The organism is Pseudomonas fluorescens (assembly GCF_012974785.1).
Taxonomy (GTDB): domain Bacteria; phylum Pseudomonadota; class Gammaproteobacteria; order Pseudomonadales; family Pseudomonadaceae; genus Aquipseudomonas; species Aquipseudomonas fluorescens_BT.
This window is the reverse complement of sequence record NZ_CP027561.1, coordinates 1,915,224-1,939,325: the sequence shown is the minus strand read 5'-3', so window position 1 is coordinate 1,939,325 and position 24,102 is coordinate 1,915,224. Positions and strand designations below refer to the sequence as shown.

Below are 24,102 nucleotides of genomic sequence, written 5' to 3'. Positions count from 1 at the left end.
ATAGCTGTCATCCCCTTTTTTCCAAGGCTGCCGATAGCCAATATCAATAGCGGTACTTGCCTGCCCGGATGTCGGCAAGGATTTCATCCGTGACCTGCACGTAGGTTTCGGTCCCTGGCAGCCAGGCATAAATCGGATCATCGCCCGTCAGGCCGGGATCGAAACCTTCGTTTTTCAAGCGCGTCTTCTGATATTTGAAGGTACCGGTGGTTTCCATCTTCACCTTGACCCGCAAGAACAACGGCACGGCATAGGCCGGCATGCGCTGGCGGGCGAAGGCCAGCAGTTCGGCGAAATCCAGGGTCGCCAGCGACTCGGCCGGGGTGATCGCCGCCATGCCGGCGCGGCCATTGGTGTTGGGGATTTCCACGCCATAGGCCACGGCTTCGGAGATGTGCGGATGCTGGAGCAGCAGGTTCTCGACCTCGGTGGTCGAGACGTTCTCGCCCTTCCAGCGGTAGGTATCACCGAGGCGATCGACAAACTGCGCATGACCGAAACCGATGTTGCGCAGCAGGTCGCCGGTGTTGAAGAAGCGATCCCCCTTGGCAAACACGTCCTGCAGCACGACCTTGGCGGTTTTTTGCGGATCGGTGTAGCCGTCCAGCGGCGCCTTGTCGTCGATCCGTGCCAGCAACAGACCCCGCTCGCCCCGATCGACCTTGCGCATGAAGCCGTCGGCACCGCGAATCGGTTCACCGCTGTCCTGGTCATAGGCGACCAGCTCCCAGGCCATCAGCGAGAAACCGATGGTGTTGTCAAAATTGAGGATGTTGGTGAAGCCGATATTGCCGTCGCTGGCCGCGTACAGTTCACAGATGTGATCCACCGCAAACCGGGTCTTGAACTCGGCCCACGCACCGGGCCGCAAACCGTTGCCGATCATCTTGCGCACGTCATGGCGGCTGTCGTCGCTGCTGACCGGCTGATCCACCAGATAGCGGCACAACTCACCGACGTAGCCGATGGTGGTTGCGCGGTAGCGACGCACGTCGTTCCAGAACTGCCGGGCGCTGAACTTGCGGCGAATCGCGAAGCCCGACGCGCCATTGACCGCCGATCCCCAGCACACGCAAAGCCCGGTGGCGTGATACAGCGGCAAAGTGCAATAGACGATGTCGTCCGGGCGCATGTCGAGGGCGATCATGCCGAAGCTTGCCGAACTGCGCATCCAGCGTCCGTGCTTGAACACCCCGGCCTTGGGCAAGCCGGTGGTGCCGGAGGTGTAGATGTAGAAGCACGGGTCATCGAAGAAGATCTGCCGGCTGCTGGCCGGGTTGTCGACAGGTGCGTCGGCGCTGGCACTGATCAGATTGGTGTAACCCTGCGGGGCGATGCCCGGGTGACTGAAAGTGTCCTGATCCGCCACGAACCAGGTGCGGACCGGCGCAATCGTCACTTGCTCGCGCACCGCCGCGAAGGCTGGCAGCAATTCTTCCCCGACGACGATCGCCACCGGCGCCACCAGATTGATGCTGTGGATCAGCGTGTCGCGGGTCTGCGACGTGTTGAGCAGCGCGCTGACGGCGCCGACCTTGGCCAGCGCCAGAATCGTCACCAGCAGTTCCGGGCGGTTTTCGATGAACACCGCCACCACATCGCCTTTGCCGATGCCCTGCCCGATCAGGTAGTGGGCGATGCGGTTGGCCCACTGGTTGACCTGTGAATAACTCAGCACCACCTCGCCCGACAGCAGCGCGGGGCCATCGGGATTGCGCAGGGTCGCTTGTTCGAATGTCCAGCCCAGGCCACAGGTTTGGGTCGGATCCTTGACGTTGGCCACCTTCATGCCTTTCACCACCCGAGGGATGGCTTTGGCGATCATCGGCAGTTTGCGGAGCATCATGCCCCAGGTAATCGTGTCGCTAGGCGCGTGGCGCATGGCAGCTCCCGTTCGACCTTGGCGTGCAGGCCGGATTTTTATTGTCGGGCAATCGGGTGAGACAACCGGCGCTTCTCGAGCGAGGGTCGAGGCCGAAAATACGTCAGGGCTTCTCGGGCTGTACACGCGGTTTTTGCAATGTTTTGTATCCGCCAATGCTACGAGGCGAAACGTGATTGCGGCCGGAGGGAATGGTTCCATCGGATCGACCATGATCCCGCAAAATGCAGGATGCACGATGGCCATTCATGCAGATTGCACGACACCCGAAATTAACGAAATTTATAACTTATTGATTTATATGGATTTTTAAAATCGAAAATACTGGCACAATCGCTGCAACTCCCTCCGCATGCTTGCCATTCAAGTGCATACGGAGCTGAAAGACATGAACCTGATCCAAGAAAAATTTACTTCCCTGTTCTCCAACTTCGCCGTCACTACTCAGCCACGTCCCGATGGCGGAATCCTGCTGACACTGAAGAGTGCCGACGGCAAAGTATTCAAGCGTGCGTTGACCTATCAGCAATTGCACACCGGCGATCAACTGTCGTGGGCGATCAGCGCGATTCGTCGTGATCTGGCGGAACAGGCCAGCGAGCTGCCGCAAATCGGCATGCTGCAAAGTCAGCAGCGTTTTGCCCTGCCGACCTATCACTCGATGTAATCCGGGCACCGCATAAACAAACAGGCCGTGGAGCTTTCGCTTCACGGCCTGTTTGTTTATGCGTCCATTGTGTGAATTCAGAACGCTTCCGGCTCAATCCCGGTAAAGCTGTCGACGGTCACATGCCCTGCCAGCTCCCCGCCCTCACGGGCCAGCCCGCAGGTTTGCAAACCGGCGGCCTGGGCGGCGTCGAGTTCCTGAACGATGTCGGACAGGAACAGGATCTCCTGCGGCTCGACCCCGATGGCTTGCTGGATATTGCTGTACGACTGCGCTTCGCGCTTGGGCCCCGACGTGGTGTCGAAGTAGCCGCTGAACAACGGTGTCAGATCCCCTGCTTCCGAGCAGCCGAAAATCAGCTTCTGCGCCTGGATCGAACCGGACGAATACACGAACAGTTGATACCCGGCCTGATGCCAGCGCTGGAGCGCTTCGACAGCGTCCGGGTAAACATGGCCCTTCAACTGCCCGGCCTGATAACCCTGTTCCCAGACCATGCCTTGCAACGCCTTCAGCGGCGTGGCCTTGCGATCCTCGGCAATCCAGCCCAGCAGAATGTCCACGACCCGTTCAACATCGGCCTGCGGTTCGTTGCTGTCACGGCGCACAGCGTCCAGTTGTCCGGCAACGTCTGCACGTGCGGCGTTCTGGCGAACGAAGTCCGGCAGGTGTCTGGCGGCATACGGAAACAGCACGTCGAACACAAAACTCACCGCGCTGGTGGTGCCTTCGATATCGGTGAGGATGACCTTGATCGACATCGCCTCAGTCCTCCAGACGCGGGAAGCGGCCGGCGATGTCTTCGCCGGTGAAGTTGGCAACCCAGCCTTCAGGGTTGTTGAACAGCCGGATCGCCACGAAATGCGGGTTCTCGCCCATGTCGAACCAGTGTTTGGTACCCGCGGGTACCGAAATCAGGTCGTTCTTCTCGCACAGCACGGCGTAGACGTAATCGTCGATGTGCAGGGTGAACAGGCCACGACCGGCGACGAAGAAACGCACTTCATCTTCGCCATGGCGATGTTCTTCAAGGAACTTGGCACGCAACTCGGCCTTTTGCGGGTGATCGCTGTTGAGGCTGACCACATCGACTGTGATGTAACCGCATTCGGTCATCAGCTTGTCGATCTGCTCTTTATAAGCACCGATCACTTCTTCCTGGCTGGCGCCGGGCTGGATCTTCGCGGCGGCTTGCCAACGGTCGAAGCGCACGCCCTGCTCGGCCAGGGTCGAGGCGATGTCTTCGAAATGGGTCAGCACCTTGTTCGGAATCTCGGGGCTGGAAACGTGATAGACGGACAGGCTGCTCATGGGGCATTCCTCGGTATCGGCCTTGCCGTCCGGTTCTTTCAGACCGGTCGGGCACTGCATTCATCAGGCAAATGGGCTGGTTCTGGTGAAGTCAGCCTTGGCGGTTCATGACGCTGCGGGTCTTCAACTCGCATTCAAACAGAAATTCAAAGGCCTCGATCTGGCGCAACGCGTCGCTCATCTGCGCGCCCCAGGTGTAGAGACCGTGGCCGCGTATCAGATAACCCACGCAATCGGGATGGGCGTCGAGCCAAGGCTGCACCTTGGCGGCGAGGCGAGCAATGTCCTGATCGTTGTCGAAGATCGGTACTCGCACCCGGGATTCGTGGGTCGAGATGCCGCTGAAGGCTTTCTGCAGTTCGTAGTCTTCGAACTCGATGAAGTCTTCGGGCGTCAGGCGCGACAGCACCGTGGCGTTTACCGAGTGGGTGTGCAGCACGGCACCGATCTCCGGGCGCCAGCTATACAGCTGGGTGTGCAGCAGGGTTTCGGCGGACGGTTTTTTGCCCGGTTCCAGACTGTTGCCGCAAAGATCGGTGGCCAGTACATCGTCCGGCCCCAACTGACCCTTGTGCTTGCCGGACACGGTCAACAGCGCTTCGCTCGGCGACAGGCGCGTCGAATAGTTGCTGCTGGTGGCCGGCGACCAGCCGCGACCATAAAGAAAACGCCCGGCATCGACGATTTGCTGGGCAAGCTGTTCACGGGTAAGGCTCATGGCCTGTCCTCTTGCATTCGAATGGCAATGATAACGGCAGCGGCGAGCGCTGCGAGACTGGCAATACTAAAGGTCAATGTCGCACCGAGGGCATTCCAGCTGTAGCCGGAATACAACGCGCCGAGCGCGCCGCCAGTGCCGGCCAGTGCGGCATACAACGCCTGGCCCTGCCCTTGCTGGCGCGCGCCGAAGCTACGCTGCACGAACGCGATGGCTGCGGCATGAAAGCTGCCGAACGTCGCGGCGTGCAGCACCTGGGCAAACAGCAGCACCCAGAGGAATTCGGCGAACGAACCTAGCAGCAACCAGCGCAGCGCCGCCAGCAGAAAACTTGCCATCAGCACCCGGCGAAGGGAAAAACGCGCAAGGATCCGGCTCATCGCCATGAACATCAGCACTTCCGCCACCACGCCAACGGCCCAGAGCATGCCGATCACGCCACGGCTGTAACCCAATCGCTCGAGGTGCAAGGTCAGAAAGGTGTAATACGGCCCGTGACTCATCTGCATCAGCGCCACGCAAGCGTAGAACGCCAGCACCCCGGGACTGCGCAACTGCTTGAGAAAACCCTCGCCCGTCGGCCGGTTGCCCTGAGGCGGCTGCGCATTCGGCACCCACAGACTGCTGAGCACGATGCCGGCCATGATCAGCACCAGCGCCGCCGGGTAAATGTCGAGGCTGAGCCATTCGAACAATCGCCCCAGCGCCACCACGGTGATGATAAAACCGATGGAACCCCACAGCCGAATCTGGCTGTAGCGGGAGGTCTGACCTTGCAGATGCGCCAGGGTGATGACTTCAAATTGCGGCAACACCGCGTGCCAGAAGAACGCATGCAACGCCATGACCATCGCCAGCCAGGCGTAAGTCTTGCTGACGAAAATCAGCGAGAAGGTCAGCAGCGTACACACCGCGCCGAAGCGCACGATGGCCAGTCGTCTGCCGCTGTAGTCGCCGAGCCAGCCCCAGATGTTCGGCGCCACGCAGCGCATCAGCATGGGGATCGCCACCAGCTCGCCGATGCGTGCGGCGCTGAATCCAAGGTGATCGAAGTACAACGCCAGAAACGGCGCCGTCGAGCCGAGCAAGGCGAAATAGAACAGATAGAAACTGGACAGCCGCCAGTACGGGAGCGCCGCCACGGTCAGACCGCGGCGGCTTCGAGATCACCCATCAAAGCTGACCCAGCACCGGGGTGCTGACGCGCACGTCGGCGTTCTGGCCACGGTGACGCAGCAGGTGATCCATCAGCACGATGGCCATCATCGCCTCGGCAATCGGCGTGGCGCGGATGCCGACGCATGGGTCGTGACGGCCCTTGGTAATCACGTCGACCGGGTTGCCGTCGATGTCGATCGAACGGCCCGGGGTGGTGATGCTCGAGGTCGGCTTCAAGGCCAGGTGCGCGACGATCGGCTGACCCGAAGAGATTCCGCCGAGAATGCCGCCAGCGTTGTTGCTGAGGAAACCTTCCGGGGTCAGTTCGTCACGGTGCTCGGTGCCGCGCTGGGCGACGCAGGCAAAACCGGCCCCGATCTCCACGCCTTTGACGGCGTTGATGCTCATCAGCGCGTGGGCCAGTTCGGCGTCGAGGCGGTCGAAGATCGGCTCGCCCAGACCCGGCATCACACCTTCGGCAACCACGGTGATCCTGGCCCCGACCGAGTCCTGATCGCGGCGCAATTGGTCCATGTAGGCTTCCAGTTCCGGCACTTTGTCCGGGTCCGGGCTGAAGAAGGCGTTCTGCTCGACCGACTCCCAGGTCTTGAACGGGATTTCGATCGGGCCGAGCTGGCTCATGTAGCCGCGAATGACGATGCCCTGGGTCGCCAGGTATTTCTTGGCAATCGCGCCGGCCGCCACGCGCATGGCCGTTTCCCGCGCCGAGCTGCGACCGCCGCCGCGGTAATCGCGCTCGCCGTATTTATGGTGGTAGGTGTAGTCGGCATGGGCCGGACGAAACAGATCCTTGATCGCCGAGTAGTCCTTTGACTTCTGGTCGGTGTTGCGGATCAACAGGCCGATGGAGCAGCCGGTGGTGCGGCCCTCGAACACGCCGGACAGGATTTCGACTTCATCCGCTTCCTGGCGCTGGGTGGTGTGGCGGCTGGTCCCCGGCTTGCGGCGATCGAGGTCGCGTTGCAGATCCTCAAGGGAAATCTCCAGGCCCGGCGGGCAGCCGTCGACAATGGCGACCAACGCCGGACCATGGCTTTCGCCCGCGGTGGTGACAGTGAACAACTTGCCGTAGGTATTGCCGGACATGCAGGACGCTCCGTGAAATCAAACCCAAATTCATGATGCGCGCCAGTATACGCAGGCTAACCGAGTAGTTCATCCTCGAACCTTGGCGGTGTTGGTGAGTCCAACCGGCACCTTTGCAAATGATGGCGTGATGATGCTGCGAGTTTTGATCTTGAGCCTTACCCTGTTTACTGGCTTTGTCCAGGCGACCGTCCTGCAACGTCCGGTGACTCTGGACACCGGCAGCGGAGAACTTTTCGGCTCCCTGTTGCTGCCAAAGTCTGACAATCCGGTGCCGGTTGTCCTCATTATTTCTGGCTCGGGTCCTACGGATCGTGACGGAAACAACCCCGACGGCGGGCGCAACGACAGCCTCAAACGGCTGGCCTGGGTGCTGGCCAAGCACAATATCGCCAGCGTACGTTTCGACAAGCGCGGGGTGGCCGCGAGCCTGGCCGCAACGCCGGATGAGCGCAATCTGTCGGTGGACGCCTATGTGGCGGACGCCGTGGCCTGGGGCCAGAAGCTCAAGGCTGACCCGCGTTTCGGCCCGTTGATCTTGCTCGGCCACAGCGAGGGAGCACTGATCGCCAGCCTGGCCGCACCGAAAGTCGACGCCGCCGCGGTCATTTCACTGTCCGGCACCGCCCGACCGATCGATCAGGTGTTGCGCCGGCAACTGGCACGCAGCCTGCCGCCATCTTTGATGCAGCGCAGTAATGAACTGCTCGACAGCCTCAAGGCCGGTCACACCGACGACAATGTCCCGCCGCCGTTGCAGGCGATTTTCCGCCCGAGCGTGCAACCGTATCTGATTTCGCTGTTCCGACAGGACCCTTCCGCCGCCTTCGCTCAACTGAAAATGCCGGCCTTGATTGTCCAGGGCAGCAACGACATTCAGGTTCAGGTCGATGACGCCAACCTGCTCAAGGCGGCAAAACCCGATGCGACGCTGGCGTTGATCGAGGGCATGAACCACGTGATGCGCATCGTGCCCAACGACGTGAAGCGGCAAATGGCCTCCTACAAGGATCCGAATTTGCCGCTGGCGGCGGAACTGGGCACCCGGATCCTCGAATTTATTGACGGACTTCGCACCCGTTAAGCGCTTTTCGCCCTCCAGTCTTGATGAAAACGGCCGATAAGCCTTTGTCGCCAGCGTACTGGCTGGCGGCAAGCAGCTTGGACAGGATCTCGCCGTTATGACCGATACCCAGACTTCACCCGACACCACCGCTGAAAAAGACGCACCGCCAGCGGTCGAGCTGCCATGGGCGGATGTCCACGTCGAGCACCACAAGATGCTCCGCCTGGCGCCGTTGCAGACCGACCGCAACACCGGCGGGCGGCCGTTGCGCTTTGTTGAATTCGGTTACGCCGAGCGCAACAGCAAAGAACACAGCCTGATGCGCATGTCGATCAAACTGCCAGCGCAGCGTGTGCGCAAGGAACAGAACCAGCTCGACGTGTGGGTCGACCACAAGACCAAACGCGTGCATTTCGGCCCGGACAGCGGTTTGCAGATAGAGCCGCTGAACCGTGGCATCGGCCGCTTCATGGCCGCCCAGGGCATCAACTGGGCGAAAAAGCGCTGGCCCACCTACACCGTCGACGGCATGGACTTGAACAACAAGGACGCGCTGAACGAAGACACTCGCCTGCGCCGCGATCACTTTCTGCGCGTGCATGGCTTTGACGTGGTTTACGCCGACGCCCAGCATTTGAAGGGCAGCGTCAAGGAAGTCCAGGTCGGTGACCTGCTGGGCGACTGGAACAGCGAAAAGCTGCAGATCGTCGAAATTCTTGAAGCTGCGCAGATGTTGCAACAGGCCGAGCAGAATCTGGCCGAGCAGGAAGTGAAGCTGAAGAAGCAGGAAGACAAGGTCAGCAAGTTCAAGCGCGAAGACGCCGGGCTGCGCTTCACCATTACTTGTCTGGTGGCGTTTGCGGTGTTTCAGGCCGGGTTGCTGATCTGGATTGCAACGCACCGCTGAGCCAATGACCGTTCCCACCGAGGTGGGAACGATCGGTTCAGGTCAGACGCGGGAAGCGAACAGTGCCTGATGATCGCGGCACTGTTCGGCGGTCAGCATGAACACGCCATGCCCGCCGCGCTGAAATTCCAGCCAGGCGAAATCGACTTCCGGGTACAGCGCTTCGACGTGTACCTGGCTGTTGCCCACCTCGACGATCAGCAAACCCTTCTCGGTGAGATGATCCGCCGCTTCGGCGAGCATCCGGCGCACCAGATTCAAACCATCATCGCCGCAGGCCAGGCCCAGCTCCGGCTCGTGCTGGTATTCGTCCGGCATGTCGGCGAAATCTTCCGCATCGACGTAGGGCGGGTTAGACACGATCAGGTCGAAACGTTGACCCGGCAGACCATCGAAACCATCGCCCTGCACGGTGAACACCCGCTCATCGACGCCATGGCGCTCGATGTTCTGGTTCGCCACTTCCAGCGCTTCGAACGACAGGTCCGCCAGTACCACTTCGGCGTTCTGGAACTCGTAAGCGCAGGCGATGCCGATGCAGCCGGAGCCGGTGCACAGGTCGAGAATTCGCGCCGGCTCGTCGCCGATCCATGGGGCAAAACGGTTTTCGATCAGCTCGCCAATCGGTGAACGCGGGATCAGCACGCGCTCGTCGACAATGAACGACATGCCGCAGAACCAGGCCTCGCCCAGCAGGTAGGCGGTCGGAATGCGCTCTTCGATGCGACGCTTGAGCAGGCGTTGCAGGTTGACCAGTTCATCGTCTTCCAGTGCGCAGTCCAGATAGCTGTCAGCGATTTCCCAAGGCAGATGCAAGGCACCGAGCACAAGTTGCCGGGCTTCGTCCCAGGCATTGTCGGTGCCATGGCCGAAAAACAGATCCTCCCCATGGAAGCGGCTGACGGCCCAACGGATGTGGTCGCGCAGGGTACGAAGTCGGGAAGTGATCACGGGGCAGAACTCCAGAAAAAACGACTGGCGATTCTACCAGCCAAAACGCGCCACGACGACGCAGGAAAAACTCCGGGGCGACGGTAGGACTCTTCCGATTTTCCCCTCGGCTATTGAACAGATCGTGTAACTTGACAAGGCTGCAGGCCAGCAACGACGGCGCCTACAACAGTAGCGATTCACAGAACCGCTCAGCCAGAGGACAATGTCGCAAAAGCCCCACCCCAAGGAGCCCCAGAATGTCCGTTCCAAAAACGATGTTTCAACTCAGCGGTCGCGGTTACGCAGCGGCCACGTTGAGCCATGCCACCGTGGTCATCATCGATGCCCAGAAAGAGTATCTCAGCGGCCCGCTGGCCCTGAGCGGCATGGACGCGGCTGTCGCGAACATCAAACAACTGGTTGCCGCCGCCCGCGCAGCCGGCCGGCCGATCGTGCACGTGCGCCACCTCGGCACCGTCGGCGGTCTGTTCGACCCGCAAGGCGAACGCGGCGAATTCATCCCCGGTCTGGAACCCCAGGGCGATGAAACCATCATCGGCAAACTGCTGCCGAGCGCTTTCCACGGCACCGAACTCTACGATCGTCTGCAAACCATCGGCTCGCTGGATCTGATCGTCTGCGGTTTCATGAGCCACTCCAGCGTCAGCACCACTGTGCGCGCGGCGAAAAACCTGGGCTTCCGCTGCACCCTCGTCGAAGACGCCTGCGCCACCCGCGATCTGCCGTTCAAGGGCCGTGTGCTCAGTGCCGCACAGGTTCAGGAGGCGGAAATGGCGATCATGGCCGACAACTTCGCCACCCTCGCGCTGACCAATGACCTGATCTGATCGACCGCCAATGAGCGGCTCTGCCCGCCGCTCATCCGCAAAAGCCTCGCATTTGCTTCAATTACCCTAGCCTCAGGAACAACCCGGTCAACTCCCGGTCGAAGGGCCGATACCCATTGAGGAAGGTCGGAATGAAGTTATCCGATGGATTTGACGCACGCCGCTTGCGGCCCAAAGGCCAAAGCAACTGGCGTTTTCGATTCGGCGCAGCGATCGCCGCCATTCTGGCGACGTTCGGCGTGCTGTTGGCGATGGCCGGGGTTGCCAGCCTGATCGGCCACCCGCCGGCACTCGGCGACTTGAATGCGACGCCGATGGGTTCGGCGATCATTCTGGCCGTCGGCCTGTTGTTCCTGTATTTCGGCGTGGCCCTGTGGCGTCGTTGCCGGCGTCGCGCCCGGCAATCTCGGGAATTGAACATGTCCCCGCACCTGATGAAAAAACACGACTGAATCGACGGCCTGGCTTTTTGCCGGGCCGTTTTGTGTCTGTTTGGGTAAACTGGCCGCCCTTCGCGGAGGCTGATTATGCAAGACGACGATTTTTCCCTGTTCAAAAGTGCGATCCAAGGCGTCAAGCCGATCAAGCACGACCGCGCCGACACCGGCAAACCCAAGGCTGACCGCGACCGGATCGCCAAGCTGCGCCAGTCCGCCACCGTGCGCACCGAAACCACTACTGTTGATGGTCTGTCCGATCAGTTCGTGATCGACGTCGGTCCCGAAGACGAACTGATGTGGGCCCGCGACGGCGTGCAGGAAAGCCAGATGCGCAAGCTCAAGGTCGGGCAGATCCCGTTCGAAGGCAGCCTCGACCTGCACGGCATGAGCGTCGAAAAGGCCCGGGAAACCCTATGGGCGTTTCTTGCCGAAGCGACCAGATTCGAAATCCGCTGCGTGCGCGTCACCCACGGCAAGGCTGTGCGACTCGACGGCAAGCGGCCAATGATCAAGAGCCACGTCAACACCTGGCTGCGCCAGCATGCGCAAGTGCTCGGTTTCTGCTCGTGCCAGGCGAAACACGGCGGGGCCGGCGCGGTCTACGTGATGCTCAAACGCACCATGATGGAAGGCCGCGACGAATAATCCCGTCACACCGAACTTGCAGGGGCGTGTCCGCCACCGTACCCTTGCCCTTTGCGAAAATCCCCACAGGTAGTTTCATGTCCCTGGAACAGAATTACACCGCGATTCTCGGCCAACTGGGCGAGGACGTCTCCCGCGAGGGCCTGCTCGACACGCCAAAGCGTGCCGCCAAAGCCATGCAGTACCTCTGCCGCGGTTATGAACAGACGCTCGAAGAGGTCACCAACGGTGCCCTGTTCAGCTCCGACAACAGCGAAATGGTGCTGGTCAAGGACATCGAGCTCTACTCGTTGTGCGAACACCACCTGCTGCCGTTCATCGGCAAGGCCCACGTCGCGTATATCCCGAGCGGCAAGGTGCTGGGCCTGTCGAAGGTCGCGCGGATCGTCGACATGTACGCCCGCCGCCTGCAGATCCAGGAAAACCTCAGCCGCCAGATCGCCGATGCGGTCCAGCAGGTCACCGGCGCGCTGGGCGTGGCCGTGGTGATCGAGGCCAAGCACATGTGCATGATGATGCGCGGTGTGGAGAAACAGAATTCGTCGATGATCACCTCGGTGATGCTCGGTGAGTTCCGCGAAAACGCGGCGACCCGCAGCGAGTTTCTCAGTCTGATCAAGTAATTTGCGACACAAAAAAACCGGCGTTGATCGCCGGTTTTTTTTCGTCCGTGAAAAATCGGGTAAGCTGCGCGCCTTCTTCAATGTCCCTGTGAGGCTTGTAACGTGTTCGTCAAAGCGCTTCGTGTCGGCCTCGGCCAACTGATCATCTTCGTTGACTTCCTGACCCGCCCGGGCAAGAAACAGCGCCCCGCCGCTGCCCAGGCCCAGGTCGACGCTGCCGCAAAAGACCTGACCCTGTATCAGTTCCACGCCTGCCCGTTCTGCGTGAAGACCCGCCGCAGCCTGCGCCGCCTGAATGTGCCGGTGGCGCTGAAGGATGCGAAAAACAACGAGCAGGATCGCCAGACCCTGCTGGAACAGGGCGGCAAGATCAAGGTGCCGTGCCTGCGCATCGAAGAGAACGGCCAGACCACCTGGATGTATGAGTCCAACACCATCATCGAATACCTGAACAAGCGGTTCGCCGCAGTCTGAACCCAAAAAAACCGGCCTGATGGCCGGTTTTTTCATGCCGCCTGCGCGGCCTGGGCCTGGCGCACCACCGCCGCCAGACGCTTGAGCCCTTCGTCCAGTCGTGCCGGATCGATGTGACTGAAGTTCAGGCGCAGATGACCGGGATTGCGATCCGGCTCGGGGAAGAACGGTTCGCCCGGCATGAACGCCACATCGTTGGCCAGTGCGGTGTTCAGCAGCGTGCGGGTGTCCAGCGGCTGTTTCAGGGTCAGCCAGAAAAACAGCCCGCCCTGCGGCGTGTTCCAGTCCGCCAGATCGGCGAAATGGATTTCCAGCGCCGCTTGAAAGGCATCTCTGCGCTGACGGTAAAAGCCGCGCAGTTCACTCAAGTGTTGCTGATATTTCTCGCTGCCGATCCACTGCAATGCCTGCCACTGACCAATGCGGTTGGTGTGCAGATCCGCCGACTGCTTGAGTTTGAGCAGATGCGGAAACAGATCCGGGCTCGCGATCAGGTAGCCGACGCGCAGACCCGGCAGCAGGGTTTTCGATACGGTGCCGGTGTAGATCCAGCTGGATTTCTTCAGACGTCCGGCAATCGGTTGGGCGCTGCCGCCGTCGAAGGTCAGTTCGCGGTAAGGCTCGTCTTCGATCAGGGTCACGCCGAACTCGTCGAGCAATGCCGCAACAGCTTCGCGCCTGGCTTCGCTGTAGCGCACGGCGGACGGGTTCTGGAAGGTCGGGATCAGGTAGATGAACGCTGGGCGGTGCTGCTCCAGACGCTGACGCAATTGCGCAAGGTTCGGACCGTCAGCCTCCATCGGCACGGTCAGGCAATCGGCGCCGAACAGCTGGAAGATCTGCAGGGCCGCCAGATAGGTCGGCGCTTCGAGCAGGATTTCCGTGCCCTTGTCGATGTACAACTTGGCCGCCAGATCGAGAGTTTGCTGGGAACCACTGACCACCAGCACCTGACTCGCCTCACATGGCAAACCCAGCGCCCTCGCCTCTGCCGCCAGGGCTTCGCGCAACGCAGGTTCTCCTTCGCTCATGCCGTATTGGCCCAGAGACAGCGGCATGTCGGTCCAGTCGACCTTCGGCAACATCGCTTCAGCCGGCAAACCGCCGGCGAAGGACATCACTTCCGGGCGCTGGGCCGCTGCAAGGATTTCACGGATCAGAGAACTTTTGAGACGCGAGACACGTTCGGAAAAAGCCATGGAAGTCACCGCTAGCAAGGCATGAGAAAAATGAGTCAAACTTGTTGACTGAAATTACGACACTCTCACTGGAAGCGTCAACATGCTTGACCTTAAAAACTGCAGCAGCCAACAGCAAGCCATGGAAGCGTTCTTCTTCGGCTATCAGGCGTTCACTGCCAAGGCCGACGAAATGCTCGAGCGTCGTGGCCTGTCCCGAGTGCATCAGCGCATCGTGTTTTTTATCGCCCGCTATCCCAATCTGAGCGTCAAGGAGCTGCTCGCGCTGCTCGGCGTGAGCAAACAGGCGCTGAACATGCCGTTGCGGCAATTGCAGGAAATGCACCTGGTGGACAGCGTGGCGTCCGAGACTGACAAGCGTAAGCGTCTGCTGGAACTGACTATCGAAGGTGCGAAGTTTGAACAGGCGCTGCGTCGCGAGCAGGTGAAATTACTTGAGCGGGTGTTTGCCGAGGCCGGCGAAACCGCGGTGAATGGCTGGCTGGCGGTGAATATGGCGCTGGGAAAAAACCAGACAACTCTCGACTGAACGCCCTGCCCTCTTCGCTGGCAAGCCAGCGAAGAGGGCCCCTGCAAGCGATATATCCCTATCGGCAAAACTTTCGTCAACAAAACCAAAAACATTATTTGCTTTATTTGTATACAAAAGCATAATCCACTGCGTGCGAGTTCCTGACTGCATGGTCAACAAATTCGCGTATGCCTCAAAGGGCCGCTGCCACCCCCTCATAGGGTCCGGCTCTGGAAATAACAATAAAACTCTTGAGGAGTACTCGCTGTGGAAAGCCGCAAATCCGAAGCATCGACGCTGGAACTCTCGCCGCCGTTACGCAATGGCCTGCTTGAGCGCCTCTTTAAACTCAGCTTGCATGGCACCACGGTGAAGACCGAGCTGATCGCCGGTCTGACAACCTTCATCACCATGGCCTACATCATTTTCGTCAACCCGAACATCATGGCCGATGCCGGGATCGATCACGGTGCAGCCTTCGTCGCCACCTGTATCGCCGCCGCGCTGGGTTGCCTGCTGATGGGTCTCTACGCCAACTGGCCGGTAGGCCTGGCGCCGGGCATGGGCCTCAACGCATTCTTCACCTACACCGTGGTCGGCACCATGGGTTACAACTGGGAAACCGCCCTCGGTGCGGTGTTCGTTTCGGGCGTGCTGTTCATGATCCTGACCTTTTCGCGGATTCGCGAATGGCTGCTTAACAGCATCCCGGTCAGCCTGCGCTTTGCGATGGGTGCCGGTGTTGGCCTGTTCCTCGGGCTGATCGGCCTGAAAACTGCTGGCATCGTCGTCGATAGCCCGGCCACCCTGATCAAACTCGGCTCGCTGCGTGAACCCGGCCCGCTGCTCGCCGCCATCTGCTTCCTGATGATCGCGATCCTCAGCTACCACAGGGTATTCGGCGCAATCCTCATCAGCATTATTACCGTGACCCTGGCCGGCTGGGGCCTGGGCATCGTGCACTACTCAGGCATCATGTCGACTCCGCCAAGCCTGGCGCCGACCTTCATGGCCATGAACGTTGCCGGCGTGTTCAACGTCAGCATGATCAGCGTGGTGCTCGCCTTCCTCTTTGTGCACATGTTCGACACCGCCGGCACCCTGATGGGCGTCGCCCAGCGTGCCAATCTAGTGGGGGCTGACGGCCGCATCGAAAACCTCTCTCGCGCCATGAAAGCAGACTCCGCCTCCAGCGTATTTGGTGCGGTCGTCGGTGTACCGCCGGTCACCAGCTACGTGGAAAGTGCCGCGGGTGTAGCCGCTGGTGGTCGGACTGGTCTTACCGCAGTGACCGTCGGTGTGCTATTTATAGCCGCGATGTTCTTCGCACCGCTGGCAGGCATGATTCCCGCCTATGCCACCGCTGGCGCGCTGATCTATGTAGCGATGCTGATGATGGGCGGCATGGCGCACATCGAATGGGACGAAGCGACCGACAGCATTCCGGCCATCGTTACCGCGATCATGATGCCACTGACCTTCTCGGTCGCCGACGGCATCGCGCTGGGCTTCATTACCTATGTCGCGCTGAAGGCCGGCACCGGTAAATACAAAGAGATTTCCGTCAGTCTGTGGGTGCTCTGCGCGATCTTCATCGCCAAGTTCATCTTCCTGTAAGCGACACGCGGTTCACGCTTCAAAACAGCCTCACCCTGCCGGGTGGGGCTTTTGCACATTCTTGATAACGATAAAAGGGAGAACGTGATGAGTCTGGAAACCTGGCTGCTGTTCAGCGGCGCTGCGCTGGTGGTGATCCTGATTCCGGGGCCACTGTCGTTGCTGATGATCAGCAACAGTCTGAATTACGGTCTGCGCCGCTCATACCCGGCCTTCCTGGGTGGCGTAAGCGCGTCGATATGCCTGCTCAGCGCTTCGGCCCTGGGACTGGGCGCCCTGTTGCTGGCATCGGAAAAACTCTTCAGCGCGCTGAAAATCGTCGGTGCGCTGTATCTGTTCTACCTCGCCTGGCAGAGCTGGCAGCAATCGCGTCAACCATCAGTCGGGGCCCAGGTTCCACACTCAGCGCCGGCTCCGCGCTTTCGCGCACTGTTCGGGCGAGCCTTTGTACTGGGCGCCAGCAATCCAAAAGATATCCTGTTCTTCGCCGCGTTTCTGCCGCAGTTCCTCAGCACCGAACAACCGTTTGTGCCACAACTGCTGGTGATGATTGTGACCTGGACGCTGCTCGACCTGCTCTGCAAGCTGACCTACGGCCTCGGCGCCCACGGTGCGGCACGCTACCTGCGCAGCGGCAAGGGCCAGAGCTGGTTCAACCGTATCAGTGCCGGATTGTTTGGTGGCGCAGGTGCGGCCTCATTGCTGAGCAGTCACTAAGTTCGTCGAGAACGGGTGATGCCCGGCAACATTTCACCTCACGAATAGATATATGTACCGCACTTCGCAGCGTTGATTCACCGAACATCCGGCCTCTTCTGGCCAGACCAACGTGAATCGACCTTGCGAGTGAAATACCCATGAGCCCCAAACGCCCGATAAAACCCGGTGCATCAACCACCTCCCCCGACACGCCCTTCAACCTTCCCGACGTCGGGCCTCCGGCACTCCACAGGCTGCCGCTGAACATCGCTCCCCATGGCGAAGAGCGAGTACCTGTCGATCCCCCCGGGACCGCTGTTCAATCATCTTCCTCCCGACCTGTACCTTTGGAGATCGTCGACCTTCCGGCCGAGACCCACATCACCCCTGTCGTGGTCCATGCACCGATCGAACACTATTTTCTCCCCCCCAATCAGCTATCCAGGCTTCCGGCGCCGAATGAGCTTTCCGGCATTCGGGAACTCGGGACGCAAAGGCATTTCGTGGATCTTCAGGAAGGGGGGACCGTGTTGCTGGGCATTGATGCGGAGAATCATTTCCGGGCCAGATTGAACAGCGACTACAGACCTTCCGGTCCACGAGTCGAACGGGTGGAAGGCACCCTCACCTGGCGCGTGAAACCCATCGACGAGGGCGCCAGCGGCAGCGATTCCAGATTAACGCTCAAGCGGCTGCGAAGCACGGATGATGATCCGCAAGAGGTTGTCGCGCCCAAACGTTCTTCCACCTCGACGGGTAATGAATGGTCCGACCCCTGGAAAAAATGGGATGCGCCACCCCGGGATACATCCATCGGCGGCATTGAAGTCGATGGCATCCGGTTTCTGCTTGTGCCGCACGGTAGCGACCCGGATCACCCGATCGTTTACATCAAGAATCCGGAACACTGGATGTATGACTTCGACTACATGGAACGCATCCTCGGCACCGACCTGATGCAGCAACCCAGAGGTGCGATCCGTGTTCCGCCCGCCAATCAGTGGGAGGTCGATCCGAACCTGCCCTTTCAACACCCGCTGACGCAGTACATCGCCACTTATTTTCCGCTGTTGTCGTATACCTCGGTGAACAAGGTGGCCAGACATCAATTCGGCCTGGCCAACGATGGGGATATGGCAACCGGCGTGGGTTTGACTCGCCTCAGGCAAACGTTCAACGATTGGAAACGCGGTAACAGCACGCCCCATCCGTCACTGGCCGATCCATTACTGATGCTGCCGACGCTGGCAACATCCAGCGCTATGCCAGGGCTCGGCCGCACCCTGGAATTGCCAACCCTGACCCCGGAAGGCCCTCTGCAGCGGCTTGACTTCGCCCTGACAAGGCAAGAGTGGGATTATTTCAAAGCGACGCAGTCAGGCGTTGACCTCAAGCGGCTCATGGCCAATATCCTGAATCGCCAGGGCTATGATGTCTTCACGCCAACGCCTTCAACTTCCTTTCCAGCCTTGGTATTTCGCCGGGAGAATCATCCCTTTGTCTTTTTCATCAGCCTGCATCGCGTCAGGGGCAAGAAAATTCATCAACCTCTGAATTCCGCTCCTGATGCCAGCGAAGCCCGGTTGAACACCCAGGTCGGATACCCGGCTTTGCAGGAAATGCTCCAGGCACACGCTGAAAACAGACTGGTGTGGCTCAAGGGTGGCTCTCAGATTCATGCTTCGCAACCGGACAGCATTTTCATCGTCAGGGATGATGAGTCGAGGCTCGGAACGCTTGCCGACCTGTAATCAGGGATGCTTTTGGCAAGACGAAAAAAAGCCCGCAGTGTGAGCGGGCGAAAGACCAAAGAAGCTATATGCGCAGTCGCTTCCCGGCAGGGGCAGCAGCTTGGGGGTCAGCTGCCCCGGTAGGTGGAATAGCTGTAAGGCGAGATCAGCAACGGTACGTGGTAGTGATCCTGTTCGGCAGAGATGCCGAACCGCAGCACCACCACGTCCAGGAATGCCGGCTCCGGCAACTGGACGCCACGGGCGCGGTAGTAATCGCCGGCGTGGAACTGGACCTGATAGACACCGGTACGGTAGTCATCGCCTTGCAGCAGCGGCGCGTCGACCCGGCCATCGCTGTTGGTAAGCGCACTGGCAACCAATTCCAGGTGCGAACCTTCAACGCGGTACAGCTCGATCTTGATCGAGCTGCCCGGGCAACCGTGTGCAGCGTCCAAAACGTGTGTTGTCAAACGTCCCATTGATTCTGCGCGCCTGCCTGCGTGGAGCAGTCAGACTTCGCGCCTCCCGAAGTCAGTTGAAAAGGAGACCGCACCGTTTCGGAGCACGAAAAGCTGCGGCGAGCGATTGATTAAGACACTTTTCAAAAAAATTGTACACAATAAAAACGACATTTTTCCTTCCACCGCCGCCATCCTTGAATTTCCCGGTGGTTTGCCCTTCAACCTTGCATTCATTGAACCCTCCATCCACTAGCTGACTGGTCAGGCAGGTTTCTTGCAGGTTCACGCCATTAACAGCAAAAGATGACGGCCGGTGAAAAATGCGAAAATTCAGGCTTACAAATTGAGAATAAAGTTGTATACAATCAGCCCATCGCTGTGACGCCAGCCTGCCATCCAAACTTCAGGGCGCCACACAATCTGTCAACGAATAAGAAGGAAGACTGCAGTGAGCGCTGACTACCCACGCGACCTGATCGGTTACGGCAGTAACCCTCCTCACCCACACTGGCCGGGCAATGCCCGGATCGCCCTGTCGTTCGTACTCAATTACGAAGAAGGCGGCGAGCGCAACATCCTGCACGGCGACAAAGAATCGGAAGCCTTCCTCTCGGAAATGGTCGCCGCCCAGCCTCTGCAAGGCGCGCGCAACATGAGCATGGAATCGCTTTACGAGTATGGCAGCCGTGCCGGCGTCTGGCGGATTCTGAAACTGTTCAAGGAATTCGACATTCCGCTGACCATCTTCGCCGTGGCCATGGCCGCCCAGCGCCACCCGGACGTGATCCGCGCGATGGTCGAGGCCGGTCACGAGATCTGCAGCCACGGCTACCGCTGGATCGACTACCAGTACATGGACGAAGCGCAGGAACGCGAGCACATGCTCGAAGCGATCCGCATCCTCACCGAACTCACCGGCGAGCGCCCGCTGGGCTGGTACACCGGTCGCACCGGCCCGAACACCCGTCGTCTGGTGATGGAAGAAGGCGGTTTCCTCTACGACTGCGACACCTACGACGACGACCTGCCCTACTGGGAACCGAACAACCCGACCGGCAAGCCGCACCTGGTGATTCCTTACACCCTGGACACCAACGACATGCGCTTCACCCAGGTCCAGGGTTTCAACAAGGGCGACGACTTCTTCGAATACCTCAAAGATGCGTTCGACGTGCTCTACGCCGAAGGCGCCGAAGCACCGAAGATGCTGTCGATCGGCCTGCACTGCCGCCTGATCGGCCGTCCGGCGCGCCTGGCGTCGCTCAAGCGCTTTATCGAATACGCTAAAAGTCATGAGCAGGTGTGGTTCAGCCGCCGCGTCGACATCGCACGTCACTGGCACGAAACCCACCCGTACCAAGGGGCTGCCAAATGAGCACCTTTCAAACCCTGCAACCGTCGACCCTGAGCCGCGACGCCTTCGTCAAAGCTTTCGCCGACATCTACGAACATTCGCCATGGGTGGCCGAGAAGGCCTTCGACCTGGGCCAGGACGCCTCGATCGATCAGATCGAAACCCTGCACCAGCGCATGAGCGACATCCTGTTGAGCGCCGATCACGCCAGTCAGCTGGCACTGATCAACGCTCACCCGGACCTGGCCGGCAAAGCTGCCGTCCAGGGCGAGTTGACCGAAGCCAGCACCCATGAACAGGCTGGCGCCGGTATTCACCAATGCACGGCCGAAGAGTTCCAGCGCTTCACCGAGCTGAACGACGCCTACAAGGCCAAGTTCAAGTTTCCCTTCATCATGGCGGTAAAAGGCAGCAACCGGCATCAGATCCTCGCGGCGTTCGAAACGCGCATTCACAACCCGGTCGACACCGAGTTCAAATGTGCGCTGGCGGAGATCAACAAGATCGCCCTGTTCCGATTACTGACTCTCTAGCGAGCCTGGCCCGAGAAACCTCTAGAACGCTTGTGTTTCCCAGGGCCCTGCAAGCATCCCAAGCCACTTATTTAAAGGCAGACAAGAAGAATGAAAGCTTACGCCGTACCTTTCGAGAAGTTCGTCAACCTGGCCGATGCCCGTCTGGGCACCAAAATCATCTCGGTCACCGATGACTGGTTTGCAGACGCCAATCGTCTGTTTCAGCCGACCCCGGCCGTGTGGAAGGAGGGCGTGTTCGATGACAACGGCAAGTGGATGGACGGCTGGGAATCGCGCCGCAAGCGCTTCGAAGGCTACGACAGCGCGGTGATCCGCCTGGGCGTACCGGGTTCGATCAAAGGCGTGGACATCGACACTTCATTCTTCACCGGCAACTTCCCGCCATCGGCCTCGCTGGAAGCCTGCTTCCTGGCGTCGGGCGAGCCGGACGAAAACACCCAGTGGACTGAAGTGCTGTCGGCCGTCGAGCTGCAAGGCAACAGCCACCACTACCACGAAATCAACAACGACAAGGCGTTCAGCCACCTGCGCTTCAACATCTACCCGGATGGCGGCGTTGCCCGTCTGCGCGTGTACGGCATTCCGTTCCGCGACTGGTCGGCAGTTGGCGACAACGAGCAAGTCGACCTGGCTGCAGCCCTCAACGGTGGCCGCGCCCTCGCCTGCTCCGACGAACACTTCGGCCGCATGAGCAACATCCTCAACCCGGGCCGTGGCATCAACATGGGCGACGGCTGGGAAACCGCACGTCGTCGCACGCCAGGCAATGACTGGGTGATCGTCGCACTGGGCCACCCGGGCGAGATCGAAAAAATCATCGTCGACACCCTGCACTTCAAGGGCAACTACCCGGACACCTGCTCGATCCAGGGCGCGTTCGTCAAGGGCGGCACCGACAGCCAGATCGAAACCCAGTCGCTGTTCTGGCGCGAACTGCTGCCGAGCCAGAAGCTGGAAATGCACGCCGAACACACCTTCGTCGAGCAGATCAAGGCGCTGGGCCCGATCACCCACATCCGTCTGAACGTGTTCCCGGATGGTGGTGTGAGCCGCCTGCGCGTATTGGGCAAGGTCGCTAAATAAGCGCTGAACCCGATCGCCAGCAGGCTGGCTCCCACAAGGGAATGTATCCCAGATGTGGGAGCTGGCCTGCCAGCGATAGCAACAGAACCAACAACACAGAATTCGGATAAGAAGAACAGCATGCGCACACTGACGATTGAACCGCTGACCAAAGAAGCCTTCGCCCCTTTCGGTGACGTAATCGAAACCGACGGCAGCGATCACTTCATGATCAACAACGGTTCGACCATGCGCTTCCACAAACTGGCGACGGTCGAAACCGCGACGCCTGAGGACAACGCGATCATCAGCATCTTCCGCGCCGACGCGCAGGACATGCCGCTGACCGTCAGCATGCTGGAACGCCATCCGCTGGGCAGCCAGGCTTTCATTCCGCTGCTCGGCAACCCCTTTCTGATCGTGGTCGCGCCACTTGGCGATGTACCTGTATCAGGCTTGGTCCGCGCCTTCGTCACCAACGGCAGGCAGGGCATCAATTACCATCGCGGCGTCTGGCACCACCCGGTGCTGACGATCGAAAAGCGGGATGACTTCCTGGTGGTTGATCGCAGTGGCACAGGCAACAACTGCGATGAGCATTTTTTCAAAGAGGATGAGCGTTTGATCCTCGCCCCCCACCAATAAGAGAAGGTCTGATCACTCGACAACAAGAGTGACAGGCGAGAGGTAAAGACTGTGGAAGCACATCTGTTGGAATGGCTGAACCTGAGCGTGCGCTGGGTTCACATGATCACTGGCGTGGCCTGGATCGGCGCGTCGTTCTACTTCGTCTGGCTGGAGAACAACCTCAACCGCGTCAACCCGAAAACCGGTCTTGCCGGTGATCTGTGGGCGATCCACGGCGGCGGTATCTATCACCTGGAAAAATACAAACTGGCCCCTCCGTCGATGCCGGAGAACCTGCACTGGTTCAAATGGGAAGCCTATTTCACCTGGATGTCGGGGATCGCGCTCCTTTGCGTGGTGTTCTACTCCAACCCCGTGCTCTACCTCGTGGCACCCGGCAGCGGCCTGACCGGCCCTGAAGGCGTGGCTATCGGCATCGGTTCGCTGATCGCCGGCTGGTTCATCTACGACTTCCTCTGCGATTCGCCCCTCGGCAAGAAACCCGCCCTGCTCGGCTTCATCCTGTTCGTGCTGATCATCGGCGCGGCGTATGGCTTCAGCAAGGTGTTCAGCGGTCGTGGTGCGTACCTGCACGTCGGCGCGATCATCGGCACCATCATGGTCGGCAACGTGTTCCGCATCATCATGCCGGCCCAGCGCGCACTGGTGGCCGCGATTGCCGAGAACCGCACGCCGGATCCGGCGCTGCCGGCCAAAGGCCTGCTGCGTTCGCGTCACAACAACTACTTCACCCTGCCGGTGCTGTTCATCATGATCAGCAACCACTTCCCGAGCACTTACGGCAGCCAGTACAACTGGCTGATCCTGGCCGGGATCGCCGTGTTGGCGGTGTTGGTGCGTCACTACTTCAACACCCGTCACGACAGCCACAAGTTTGCCTGGACCCTGCCGGTGGCAGCGGTGGGCATGATCAGTCTGGCGTACGTCACCGGCCCGGCGCCGATGTCGACCGCTCCGGACGTGGCCAAGGCGCCTGCGAAAATCGAGTACCAGCCGTTGCCGGAAACGGCGCTGGGTGGTGGCGCGAAACCGGCTGAAGCTGCACAACCGGCAGCCTCTGCCGCCCCTGCTGCCGCTCCGGCTCAGGCGTCCAACACCGGTCCTGCGTTCGACAAGGTGCACAACGTGATCCAGGAACGCTGCGCGGTCTGCCATTCGGCCAAACCGACCAGCCCGCTGTTCAGCGCGGCACCGGCCGGTGTGATGTTCGACACCCCCGAGCAGATCCGCCAGAACGCGGCGCGGATCCAGGCGCAAGCCATCACCACGCAGATCATGCCACTGGGCAACATCACGCAGATGACCCAGCAGGAACGTGACCTGATCGGTGCATGGATCGCCCAGGGAGCCCGGACCAACTAAGCAATAAAAGCATCGCGGGCAAGCCCGCTCCCACAGGGATTCACACAATCCCGTGGGAGCTGGCTTGCCTGCGATTAGCCGCAACGCGGTTTACCTGATGCAAAAGGACAGCTGTGAGCAACCCGGCAGCTGTTCAATCAC

Annotated in this window: 27 protein-coding genes; 18 read left to right on the top strand and 9 right to left on the bottom strand. The window is 60.1% G+C overall.

Annotated features, from left to right (window positions below; translation table 11 throughout):
* Positions 1–43: 43 nt before the first annotated feature.
* Positions 44–1,882, bottom strand: a complete 1,839-nt coding sequence (locus C6Y56_RS08780; RefSeq protein ID WP_169429531.1) for a long-chain-acyl-CoA synthetase — start codon at positions 1,880–1,882, stop codon at positions 44–46.
* Between C6Y56_RS08780 and C6Y56_RS08775 the strand changes: the two genes are divergently transcribed.
* Together C6Y56_RS08775 and C6Y56_RS08770 are read left to right on the top strand one after the other, a co-directional pair.
* The gene (locus tag C6Y56_RS08775; protein ID WP_169429530.1) at positions 1,881–2,195 is read left to right on the top strand and encodes a hypothetical protein; all 315 of its coding nucleotides are present in this window, start codon (positions 1,881–1,883) and stop codon (positions 2,193–2,195) included. The two genes, C6Y56_RS08780 and C6Y56_RS08775, sit on opposite strands and share 2 nt — an antisense overlap.
* Before the next feature lie 75 nt (positions 2,196–2,270).
* Positions 2,271–2,549 (top strand): DUF3509 domain-containing protein, encoded by a 279-nt coding sequence (locus C6Y56_RS08770; protein WP_039769924.1) that lies wholly within the window; start codon positions 2,271–2,273, stop codon positions 2,547–2,549.
* 77 nt (positions 2,550–2,626) lie between these two features.
* Here the strand turns inward: C6Y56_RS08770 and mtnC are convergent, their stop codons facing one another.
* From mtnC to aroC, 5 genes are all read right to left on the bottom strand, one after another.
* Entirely contained in the window at positions 2,627–3,310 is a 684-nt protein-coding gene (gene mtnC, locus C6Y56_RS08765; RefSeq protein WP_169429529.1) for an acireductone synthase, read from the bottom strand.
* 4 nt (positions 3,311–3,314) lie between these two features.
* Positions 3,315–3,860, bottom strand: coding sequence for a 1,2-dihydroxy-3-keto-5-methylthiopentene dioxygenase (locus tag C6Y56_RS08760; protein WP_169429528.1), 546 nt, complete (start codon positions 3,858–3,860; stop codon positions 3,315–3,317).
* A gap of 91 nt (positions 3,861–3,951) precedes the next feature.
* Entirely contained in the window at positions 3,952–4,578 is a 627-nt protein-coding gene (locus C6Y56_RS08755; RefSeq protein ID WP_169429527.1) for a methylthioribulose 1-phosphate dehydratase, read from the bottom strand.
* Positions 4,575–5,720 (bottom strand): MFS transporter, encoded by a 1,146-nt coding sequence (locus C6Y56_RS08750; protein ID WP_169429526.1) that lies wholly within the window; start codon positions 5,718–5,720, stop codon positions 4,575–4,577. The genes C6Y56_RS08755 and C6Y56_RS08750 overlap by 4 nt, the downstream gene beginning before the upstream one ends.
* A gap of 31 nt (positions 5,721–5,751) precedes the next feature.
* Positions 5,752–6,843: a chorismate synthase gene (gene aroC / locus C6Y56_RS08745; protein ID WP_169429525.1), complete on the bottom strand. Its 1,092-nt coding sequence runs from the start codon at positions 6,841–6,843 to the stop codon at positions 5,752–5,754.
* A 130-nt stretch (positions 6,844–6,973) separates the two neighbouring features.
* On the opposite strand from aroC, the gene C6Y56_RS08740 reads away from it, so the two are divergent.
* Both C6Y56_RS08740 and C6Y56_RS08735 read left to right on the top strand, forming a co-directional pair.
* A complete protein-coding gene (locus tag C6Y56_RS08740) occupies positions 6,974–7,927 on the top strand; it encodes an alpha/beta hydrolase (protein ID WP_169429524.1) in 954 nt (317 codons plus the stop codon).
* A gap of 97 nt (positions 7,928–8,024) precedes the next feature.
* Positions 8,025–8,816 carry a hypothetical protein gene (locus C6Y56_RS08735; RefSeq protein WP_096822947.1) on the top strand — a complete coding sequence of 264 codons (792 nt, stop codon included), beginning with the start codon at positions 8,025–8,027 and terminating at the stop codon, positions 8,814–8,816.
* A 42-nt stretch (positions 8,817–8,858) separates the two neighbouring features.
* On the opposite strand, the gene prmB is transcribed toward C6Y56_RS08735, so the two are convergent.
* Complete coding sequence (gene prmB, locus C6Y56_RS08730) at positions 8,859–9,767, bottom strand: 50S ribosomal protein L3 N(5)-glutamine methyltransferase (RefSeq protein WP_085710643.1); 909 nt, start codon at positions 9,765–9,767, stop codon at positions 8,859–8,861.
* A gap of 239 nt (positions 9,768–10,006) precedes the next feature.
* Here prmB and C6Y56_RS08725 point away from each other — a divergent pair, with 239 nt between their 5' ends.
* The 5 genes from C6Y56_RS08725 (at position 10,007) to C6Y56_RS08705 (ending at position 12,779) form a co-directional block, all read left to right on the top strand.
* Entirely contained in the window at positions 10,007–10,597 is a 591-nt protein-coding gene (locus tag C6Y56_RS08725; RefSeq protein ID WP_169429523.1) for a cysteine hydrolase family protein, read from the top strand.
* Positions 10,598–10,728: 131 nt separating this feature from the next.
* The gene (locus C6Y56_RS08720) at positions 10,729–11,049 is read left to right on the top strand and encodes a hypothetical protein (protein WP_169429522.1); all 321 of its coding nucleotides are present in this window, start codon (positions 10,729–10,731) and stop codon (positions 11,047–11,049) included.
* Positions 11,050–11,124: 75 nt separating this feature from the next.
* A complete protein-coding gene (locus C6Y56_RS08715; protein ID WP_169429521.1) occupies positions 11,125–11,682 on the top strand; it encodes a Smr/MutS family protein in 558 nt (185 codons plus the stop codon).
* Between the two features lie 77 nt (positions 11,683–11,759).
* Entirely contained in the window at positions 11,760–12,305 is a 546-nt protein-coding gene (folE, locus tag C6Y56_RS08710; protein WP_003204506.1) for a GTP cyclohydrolase I FolE, read from the top strand.
* A 102-nt stretch (positions 12,306–12,407) separates the two neighbouring features.
* Positions 12,408–12,779 carry a glutathione S-transferase N-terminal domain-containing protein gene (locus tag C6Y56_RS08705; RefSeq protein ID WP_007960011.1) on the top strand — a complete coding sequence of 124 codons (372 nt, stop codon included), beginning with the start codon at positions 12,408–12,410 and terminating at the stop codon, positions 12,777–12,779.
* A 32-nt stretch (positions 12,780–12,811) separates the two neighbouring features.
* Here the strand turns inward: C6Y56_RS08705 and C6Y56_RS08700 are convergent, their stop codons facing one another.
* Entirely contained in the window at positions 12,812–13,978 is a 1,167-nt protein-coding gene (locus C6Y56_RS08700) for a PLP-dependent aminotransferase family protein (RefSeq protein ID WP_169429520.1), read from the bottom strand.
* Between the two features lie 82 nt (positions 13,979–14,060).
* Here C6Y56_RS08700 and C6Y56_RS08695 point away from each other — a divergent pair, with 82 nt between their 5' ends.
* From C6Y56_RS08695 to C6Y56_RS08680, 4 genes are all read left to right on the top strand, one after another.
* Entirely contained in the window at positions 14,061–14,507 is a 447-nt protein-coding gene (locus tag C6Y56_RS08695) for a MarR family winged helix-turn-helix transcriptional regulator (protein ID WP_169429519.1), read from the top strand.
* Positions 14,508–14,756: 249 nt separating this feature from the next.
* On the top strand, positions 14,757–16,106 hold the full coding sequence (locus C6Y56_RS08690; RefSeq protein WP_114881997.1) for an NCS2 family permease: 1,350 nt from the start codon (positions 14,757–14,759) through the stop codon (positions 16,104–16,106).
* Positions 16,107–16,193: 87 nt separating this feature from the next.
* Positions 16,194–16,823 carry a LysE family translocator gene (locus C6Y56_RS08685; RefSeq protein WP_169429518.1) on the top strand — a complete coding sequence of 210 codons (630 nt, stop codon included), beginning with the start codon at positions 16,194–16,196 and terminating at the stop codon, positions 16,821–16,823.
* Positions 16,824–16,963: 140 nt separating this feature from the next.
* Positions 16,964–18,556, top strand: coding sequence for a hypothetical protein (locus C6Y56_RS08680; protein WP_169429517.1), 1,593 nt, complete (start codon positions 16,964–16,966; stop codon positions 18,554–18,556).
* Positions 18,557–18,663: 107 nt separating this feature from the next.
* On the opposite strand, the gene uraH is transcribed toward C6Y56_RS08680, so the two are convergent.
* Positions 18,664–19,017 carry a hydroxyisourate hydrolase gene (gene uraH, locus C6Y56_RS08675; protein ID WP_169429516.1) on the bottom strand — a complete coding sequence of 118 codons (354 nt, stop codon included), beginning with the start codon at positions 19,015–19,017 and terminating at the stop codon, positions 18,664–18,666.
* Positions 19,018–19,447: 430 nt separating this feature from the next.
* On the opposite strand from uraH, the gene puuE reads away from it, so the two are divergent.
* From puuE to C6Y56_RS08650, 5 genes are all read left to right on the top strand, one after another.
* Positions 19,448–20,374 (top strand): allantoinase PuuE, encoded by a 927-nt coding sequence (gene puuE / locus C6Y56_RS08670; RefSeq protein WP_039769896.1) that lies wholly within the window; start codon positions 19,448–19,450, stop codon positions 20,372–20,374.
* Complete coding sequence (gene uraD, locus C6Y56_RS08665; protein ID WP_064594598.1) at positions 20,371–20,886, top strand: 2-oxo-4-hydroxy-4-carboxy-5-ureidoimidazoline decarboxylase; 516 nt, start codon at positions 20,371–20,373, stop codon at positions 20,884–20,886. The genes puuE and uraD overlap by 4 nt, the downstream gene beginning before the upstream one ends.
* 90 nt (positions 20,887–20,976) lie before the next feature.
* Positions 20,977–21,972 carry an allantoicase gene (gene alc / locus C6Y56_RS08660; protein WP_169429515.1) on the top strand — a complete coding sequence of 332 codons (996 nt, stop codon included), beginning with the start codon at positions 20,977–20,979 and terminating at the stop codon, positions 21,970–21,972.
* 120 nt (positions 21,973–22,092) lie between these two features.
* Entirely contained in the window at positions 22,093–22,596 is a 504-nt protein-coding gene (locus C6Y56_RS08655) for an ureidoglycolate lyase (RefSeq protein WP_027613342.1), read from the top strand.
* Positions 22,597–22,647: 51 nt separating this feature from the next.
* Positions 22,648–23,961, top strand: a complete 1,314-nt coding sequence (locus tag C6Y56_RS08650; RefSeq protein WP_169429514.1) for a urate hydroxylase PuuD — start codon at positions 22,648–22,650, stop codon at positions 23,959–23,961.
* Positions 23,962–24,102: the final 141 nt, after the last annotated feature.